This window comes from Sphingomonas sp. TZW2008, from assembly GCF_002117915.1.
Lineage (GTDB): Bacteria > Pseudomonadota > Alphaproteobacteria > Sphingomonadales > Sphingomonadaceae > Sphingomonas.
The window spans coordinates 1-7348 of sequence record NZ_BDJB01000023.1 but is presented as its reverse complement, the minus strand read 5'-3'; the positions used below and the strand labels follow the sequence as shown (position 1 = coordinate 7348).

General features: G+C 58.6%; 5 protein-coding genes. 2 read left to right on the top strand and 3 right to left on the bottom strand.

Annotated elements, in window-relative coordinates; translation table 11 throughout:
- Positions 1-145: 145 nt before the first annotated feature.
- Both B7L05_RS16785 and B7L05_RS16780 read right to left on the bottom strand, forming a co-directional pair.
- A complete protein-coding gene (locus B7L05_RS16785; RefSeq protein ID WP_085811435.1) occupies positions 146-376 on the bottom strand; it encodes a hypothetical protein in 231 nt (76 codons plus the stop codon).
- Between the two features lie 623 nt (positions 377-999).
- Positions 1000-1488 (bottom strand): IS6 family transposase, encoded by a 489-nt coding sequence (locus B7L05_RS16780; RefSeq protein ID WP_256926819.1) that lies wholly within the window; start codon positions 1486-1488, stop codon positions 1000-1002.
- Between B7L05_RS16780 and B7L05_RS16775 the strand changes: the two genes are divergently transcribed.
- On the top strand, positions 1487-1705 hold the full coding sequence (locus B7L05_RS16775; RefSeq protein WP_085811434.1) for an EAL domain-containing protein: 219 nt from the start codon (positions 1487-1489) through the stop codon (positions 1703-1705). The genes B7L05_RS16780 and B7L05_RS16775 overlap by 2 nt on opposite strands.
- 822 nt (positions 1706-2527) lie before the next feature.
- Positions 2528-5923 (top strand): PAS domain-containing protein, encoded by a 3396-nt coding sequence (locus tag B7L05_RS16770; protein ID WP_085811433.1) that lies wholly within the window; start codon positions 2528-2530, stop codon positions 5921-5923.
- A 43-nt stretch (positions 5924-5966) separates the two neighbouring features.
- Here the strand turns inward: B7L05_RS16770 and B7L05_RS16765 are convergent, their stop codons facing one another.
- On the bottom strand, positions 5967-6788 hold the full coding sequence (locus B7L05_RS16765) for a Crp/Fnr family transcriptional regulator (RefSeq protein ID WP_179187262.1): 822 nt from the start codon (positions 6786-6788) through the stop codon (positions 5967-5969).
- Positions 6789-7348 lie beyond the last annotated feature (560 nt).

The window sequence follows — 7348 nt, the reverse complement described above, 5'->3', positions numbered from 1 at the left end:
TCTCCGCCATCGCCCTCGCTGCCACCGTCATCTTCTGGCTATGACCAATGAGTCCTGACCCTAAGCGGCTATCCGCACATTCTTCGCCCTGCAAAATTGGAAACGTTCTATCAGTCAATAGCGGTGGAGGTATTCTCGGCCGAGGTTACCGTTCGGTCACGCTGATGTTGATGTCGAACTTAGCGACCAACACCGCCGCGTCGTTCTCAACTGCGCAGCGGAGTAATCGCGGGACGGTTCCGCGCGCCGCCGCATCGGCAGCCATCTCGAGTGCTGCCATTGCGGTGTCGCGCGTGATCGTCGCAACGTCAGCGGCGCTGGCGATGCCAGTTGCATCGGTCGTGCCATCGTGGATCGTCACAAGAAACTGAGCCATGCCAGCAGCCTACGCGCTTGGGCGCAGCGCGCCATAACCTATGCTGCAAACTACGCTGCGACCCAGTGCTAGCCGCTTGCTTAAACGAGCCGCCAGGCAGCCAACGCTACGTCGACCCACCGGTGCGCGAGAAACTCGGTGCGGACCCTGCAGGGGCCATCGCTAGGATCAGGGTAAGCCCGGTTAAGGACCTTCGTAGGCGCCCGGCAGCTTCAAAGCATCGCGGATCAAGTTGTTTTTTTGCGACCATATCCAGTCGCTTGACGTTGAGTCCCAATGGAAACCGGATTAGTCAGCCGATGAAGGCGCATAGCATTTTGGAAGTTCGCCTGATCCTACAGATCTTCGCTATCATGATCGGCGTGATTCTCCTGGCCTGGATCGCTCTTATCGAATGATGTAAGCCGGCAGGAAAGCCGTAGATGCGTGAGCCGGCGTTTGGATTTGATAGTTAGTTATAGGCAGTGCGCGACCGTGTGTAATGATATCGTCACGCCGGGCCAGCTATAACGCACTTCGGCGCGGGCCCTCGCTTATCTGCGGCGGTAAGGCTCGCAGGAGTGCTGTAAATCTAACGCAAACTGCTCTTTCCGCGATGCATGTGCATCTTTGAGGGCAGGGGCCTAGCTCGCGAGGATCTGCCACTCTGCGAAGGCGGCAGAGCGGCGTTCCTTGTAGGTCTGCCTGTCTACAAGATGGCGTCCGAGATTGAAGTGGTTGTGGACGTTGGCGTGGACGGAGGCGAACTTCTGTAGCGACCTCATTCTCCGGAACCGCAGCATCGCTCGCTCGCGTCGCCGAAAGGGCAGATGGCTGTTCTCCACCCGGTTGTTCGCACAGCGGCCGACCTCCTGCTTCTCCTCGTTGCCCAGCTCTTTCATCGCGGCACGGTAGGAGCGCAGCCCAACGGTGGTGATCGCCTCAGGCGAGCCGTGACGCTTCAGCGCCTTCTTCATGAAGCGGAGCGCCGCGTCCTTGTCGCGCGTCTTTGTGACGTAGCTCTCGAGGATCTCACTTTCCTGATCCACCGCTCGCCACAGGTAAACCATCTCCCCGTTCATCTTCACGTACATCTCGTCGAGGTGCCACCGCCAATGACGAAAGCCGCGCATGCGGCTCACCCGTCCGCAGAGCAGGGCTATTGTGAGCGCAGTATGTTCGATTGCGACAAGCCTGGGCCTTGAAGTAACCGCAGAAGGTATTGAGTCAGAAGCTCAAAGGTTGGCGCTGATTGAGTTGGGTTGCTCAGCAGGTCAGGGCTACCTTTTTGGCAAACCTGCGCCGGCCCGTAACCACACCGAATTTGGCACAAAAGAGCAGGCGGCGTGACGCCCTCTTTGATGCGGCGTAATCTAAGCCTGCTTGCAGCTGTGCGGCCTGTATAGACAATGGACCTCCCTATGTAGCGTTAAGGAGCGTGAAACCGATTACAGGACGCGCGTGGCAGAAGCGGTAAAGAGTTGTCGCGCTGAGCAAGTGTTTGCCTATGCAACGTGCGGTCTTACCGTCCACAGGGTCGCTAATGGGCGTAAGCGAAACGTCCGCTTTCAGGCTGGGTCGCACTGATAGCGAACGTCCGAGAGTGGCTGATTAGCCGCTAGTAGTCACTGCGAATGGCAGCTGAGAGCGGATTCCCCACTCGACGATCTGTGACGAAGTCGCGCATGATCGATGCGAAAGCCAACGCCCCCAGGGTGCCGCCGGACGTTGTTGGTGAAAGCTATCCAAGCGAGGATTCACGGGGGCTCCCACGCCACAGCGCCTTCGCTTCAGCAGCCGCCGTTTCCCTTGTGGAAGCGCTATAAAGAAGGTGGTGCCGCTTACGGGACTCGAACCTTTGACCCCCGCACTACGAAGGCATCTATAGCAGGTAGAAAACCTGTTTCTTTCAACGGCATGGGATAGCAAAGACGGTCGCCGCTGCCGTTGACCCATCCGCTATCCAGACTGAGCTAAGGCCTGGGACCAATCACTTCCTTGTGGAGGCGCCTTCACGTGGAAAATCGAGGAAATCGACCTGGGCTATACCCGTAGCCATCGGCCAGGACATCGTAGCGTACAGCACGAGCGACCGTAGCAGTTGCGAGGTTCAAGTGATCCCACTACGTCGTGCCATCCCCGGGGGGGGCGAACCTTAAGAAGTTCTGTCAAATGTCGTTTGAACCTCATGACCCTGACCTACAATCGGCAGAACCCGGCTTTGCCAGTGATGCGCAAGAGCAGCTAACGCGCGTTCTAAACAGCATGACGGAGGGGTTCGCGATCCTTGATAGCGAGTTGCGAATCCTAGACATCAACGCTGAGGGCCTTCGCATCGACGGACGCAGTCGCGATCAGCTGGTTGGGAAGCACATACTCGAGGCCTGGCCGGAGTCCGACCATCTTCCGACGCTGCGCGCGTATGAGGAGGCACTGCGAACAAAGCGGCCTTCCACGTTCGAATATCATCATCGCTCAGATCTACACGACGTCTGGCTTGAGGTACGGGTGTATCCGCTAGGGCAATGTCTGGCAGTCTTCTACCGCGACGTAACTGAACGGCACAAGGCAACCGCTGCACTTCAGGCCAGTGAGGAGTTCAATCGCAGGGTCCTCGCCAGCTCAGCCGATTGCATCAAGGTGCTCGACCTTGATGCCCGCCTCGAGTTTTTAAGTGAAGGCGGCATGTGCGTCATGGAGGTAGACGACTTCGACATGATCCGCGGAGCTTACTGGCCGGATTTCTGGACCGGAACCGACCGCGAACGAGCATTGTCAGCAGTTAACGCGGCGAGGCTCGGACAACCTGGTCATTTTCAAGGTTTCGCGACAACTGCAAAAGGTAACCCGCGCTGGTGGGATGTGGCGGTCACTCCCATCAATGGTGCTGACGGGAAACCCGAGAAGATCCTTTCGATCTCGCGGGACGTGACAGCGACGCATCGTGCAGAAGCAGCCTTGGACCAAGCCTCAAGGCGCTTAGATGCCATCTTGGCCAACACTCGCATGGCCGTGTTCCTGATGGATGAGCGGCAACAGTGCATCTATGCCAATCCATCGGCGGAGCAGCTGACGGGCTACAACCTTGCCGAGATGCAGGGTCGCCCCCTCCATGATGTTGTGCATCACAAGCGGCCGGATGGCTCGCACTATCCGCTTGACGAATGCCCCATCGATCGGGCGTTTCCCGAGCGCGCGCATATGCAGGGCGAGGAGCTGTTCGTCGCGCCAGACGGTAGCTTCTATCCCGTAGCGTTCACGGCTAGCCCCGTTCTTGACGACGGCGGCCGACCGATCGGAACGGTGATCGAGGCACGGAACATAGCCGAGGAGAAGGCGGCTGAGGCAGACCGCCGCGATGCGTACGAGAGACTCCAAGAGGAGACACGCACGCTCGAAACGCTGAACAAGGTCGGTCAGGCCGTGGCTGCGGAGCTAGAACTTGATCGCATAGTGCAGCTCGTGACCGACGCCAGTGTGGAGCTGACTGGGGCACAGTTCGGCGCGTTCTTCTACAACGTACTGAATGACGCGGGTGAGAGCTACATGCTCTACACGCTATCAGGCGTGGAGCGTTCGGCATTCGAGAACTTCCCGATGCCACGGGCGACGGACGTGTTTCAGCCAACGTTCCAAGGCGACGGGGTGATCCGGTCGAATGACATCCTGGTCGATGCCCGGTACGGCAAGAACGATCCGCATTTTGGGATGCCACAGGGCCATCTGCCTGTGCGCAGTTACCTGGCCGTTCCGGTGATGACGGGTGGCTCAGAGGTGATTGGAGGACTATTTTTCGGTCATTCAGAGCCGCAACGCTTTACCGATCGCCACGAGCGTCTAATGACCGGGCTTGCCGCGCAAGCCGCAATCGCCGTCGACAAGGCTCGCCTGTACCAGGCCGCGCAGCGCGAGATTGAGGAGCGGCGCTCTGCCGAGGAGCGCCTTCGGGAGCTAAACGAGACGCTTGAGCATCGCGTCGTGGCTGAGGTCGCCGAGCGTGCCAAAACCGAGGAGGCGCTCAGACAGGCTCAGAAGATGGAAGCGGTGGGTCAGTTGACCGGTGGCATCGCGCACGACTTCAATAACCTGCTGACGGTGGTCACGGGCAACATCGATATGGCCAATCGCGCGCTCGCGGCGGCGAACTTCTCGGATGCTCGTGCCACGCGAGCGTTGGACAACGCTTTGAAGGGTGCAGAACGAGCGGCTGCCCTTACCCAGCGTCTCCTGGCGTTCTCCCGTCGTCAACCGTTGGCACCCAAAGCAATCGACGTCGACAAGCTGGTAGTCGGCATGTCCGACCTGCTTAACCGTGCACTGGGCGAGACGGTCGGCTTAGAGATCGTCACGAGCCCTGGTTTATGGCGTATCGAGGCGGACCCAAACCAGCTTGAGAGCGCCATTCTTAACTTGGCCGTGAACGCGCGCGACGCCATGCCGCGTGGCGGGCAACTCACCATTGAGACCGCTAACGCGCGCCTGGATGAGCATTACGCGGCACAGCATGCGGAGGTAGCGCCGGGGCAATACGTCGTCATCGCTGTGACCGATACTGGTTCGGGCATGCCAAAGGACATGATCGCCCGTGTGTTCGAGCCGTTCTTCACCACCAAGGAGGTTGGCAAGGGCACGGGCCTCGGGCTCTCGATGGTCTATGGCTTCGTTAAGCAGTCCGGCGGCAACGTGAAGGTCTACTCCGAGGAGGGGCAAGGCACGACCGTCAAGCTCTACTTGCCCCGGTTGTCGGCCGAGGGCGCCGCCGAGCGCGAGACCACCCTCACCCAAGGGATGGAGGTCAGCCGCCGCCGCGAGTGCATACTCGTCGTTGAAGACGACGACGACGTACGCGCCTACACGGTCGAATGCCTACGAGAACTGGGCTATCGCGTCTTGGAGGCTCACGACGGTCCGTCAGCTTTGCGTTTGCACGACCGACAAAAAGAAGCGATCGATCTTCTGTTCACCGACGTCGTCATGCCGGGCATGACCGGGCGCGAGCTGGCGGAGGCTGCCCGGGAACAGCAACCAGGGCTGAGGGTGCTCTACACTTCGGGGTATACGAGGAACGCCATCGTGCATGGTGGCAGACTCGATCCGGGCGTCGACATGATCGCAAAGCCATTCACCTATCAGGGACTGGCACAGAAGATCCGCGACGTGCTCGACCAGGGACGCACCGGACGCATTCTCGTCGTCGACGGTGAGCCGAACATCCGGGCGCTCGTGGCCGAAGTTCTGACGGCCGCCGGCTACGTGGCCGACGAAGCGGCCAATGCCCTAGAGGCCTTGAACAAGGTTCGTTCGGCTCAGGGGTTTTTCGACGTGCTCGTGGTGAACCATAGCCTGACAGATCGTGAGGGGCCTTGGCTCATCCGTGAACTGCGAGCCCTTCATGCCGATCTGCCCTTCGTGCTTGCCGTAGGTGATGAACACTATGATGATATAAAGAGGCAATTTGGTAATGACCGTTGCGTCATTGTCGTCTCGCAGCCGGTAACCGGAACCAAGCTTCACTCAGCATTGGATCGCCTAGGTATCGAATGTCCAAAGGTCTCTTCGGCAACCTGATTGATGACAAATCTCTGGAGCCGCGCTACCGCCCTTGCGTCCACTAGCGGAGTTTCGTTGCATTGCCATCGCTTCGGCAATCGACGGCAGCATTCTTCCAGCGCGGCCGAAGATAGGCCGCATCGAAACTCGCGACGTCCTGCATCACATTCCAATTGTGGACTGTGACGGACCGGTTTTGAAGCCCCATGACGTTGCGTTCTCGAAGTTCTCTCAGCATTCGGTTAACATGAACAGGGGTGAGCGCCAGTACGTCGGCTATATGATGCTGATTAGCGGCGAAGGGAAAGCTGAACGACTTTGATTCTCGAGTAGGAACCGCATCGGAGCGGATTGCCATTTCGCAGAACAGATGGGCCAATCGGGGATATGCACCGAGAGATCTGATTGTAAACAATCGTTCGGCAATGATCCGGGTTAAGTCGGCGCTTTCCTGCCAGAAGGCCATGGCGATTGCAGGATAACGATCAGCAAGCCGGCGCAGGTCAGGAAGCGACAAGATCAGTAATGAGGTATCCGTCAACGATTCTAGCCCAAGCATTAAGTGCGAAGCCACGATCTGCTCGAGACCTATGATGTCGCCGCTGACGTGGATGGACGTGATCTGCCGGATTCCATTCCGTGCCTGCCTGAAAACTCCGGTTAAGCCGGATACAAGGACGTGAACATGTCTCTCGGAAAGTTGCGGCCGCCATATGTTCCGGTTCCTCGCCACATATTCGAGTTTGTGGCGGACGTTCAAAATAGCGTCCTGTTCTTCAATGGTCAGCGGCGAGCGAGCTGCAAGCCTCTGCACAACCGAATGAAGCGCGGATCTGTCAGCATTCATAGCGCTTAAGTCACCCCGCAATAGGCTTTTGATCACCAAATTTCGACACCTACGTTTGGCTCCGGACCTTGTCCCTCTTGATGAAACGAAGGGGCAAGGCTGTCCCCGCTAGTCGCTCGCTGTTCCAGGTACCCCATTCAATTCTTCAGATAGTCATCTTGGCAGAAGGGCTGATAGCCAACCCAAATCAGGCGTTCACTAAGAAGGCGATGTCAAGTGCCTATCAGATGAGCCGCTTCGCCAAACCATGGACGTCAGGGAAGTGGCGGCACCTACGTGCCAAGGTACGCCCGCGGGGCAAGCAGCCGCGCGGTGCTCTCGGTCTAACGCGAACTTGTCTTGCACGATGCACGTGGGACAGCGAAGACGAACCTAGCCGGATCCACCTCGGGGAGGAGTTGAAGTACTGAAAGGGACTGGCAGGCTTACGCGGGAGGAGCATGGCGCCCGCACCTACCAGTAGGTGCAGTTCGTTTGACAGTACCGCCTCATCATAATGAGCTGCGTGACTATAAAAGCGCTTTCCTCGCTTGGCCTAGGCTCAGGACTCGTTGATCACAGCCAGAAGATGACGGTTGCAGCGAGGGCGACGGCGG

Coding starts and splice junctions, on each gene's coding strand:
- B7L05_RS16780 (WP_256926819.1), bottom strand. CDS start 1,488: ATGCGCGGCTTTCGTCATTGGCGGTGGCACCTCGACGAGATGTACGTG.
- B7L05_RS16785 (WP_085811435.1), bottom strand. CDS start 376: ATGGCTCAGTTTCTTGTGACGATCCACGATGGCACGACCGATGCAACT.
- B7L05_RS16770 (WP_085811433.1), top strand. CDS start 2,528: ATGTCGTTTGAACCTCATGACCCTGACCTACAATCGGCAGAACCCGGC.
- B7L05_RS16775 (WP_085811434.1), top strand. CDS start 1,487: ATGCGGCTCACCCGTCCGCAGAGCAGGGCTATTGTGAGCGCAGTATGT.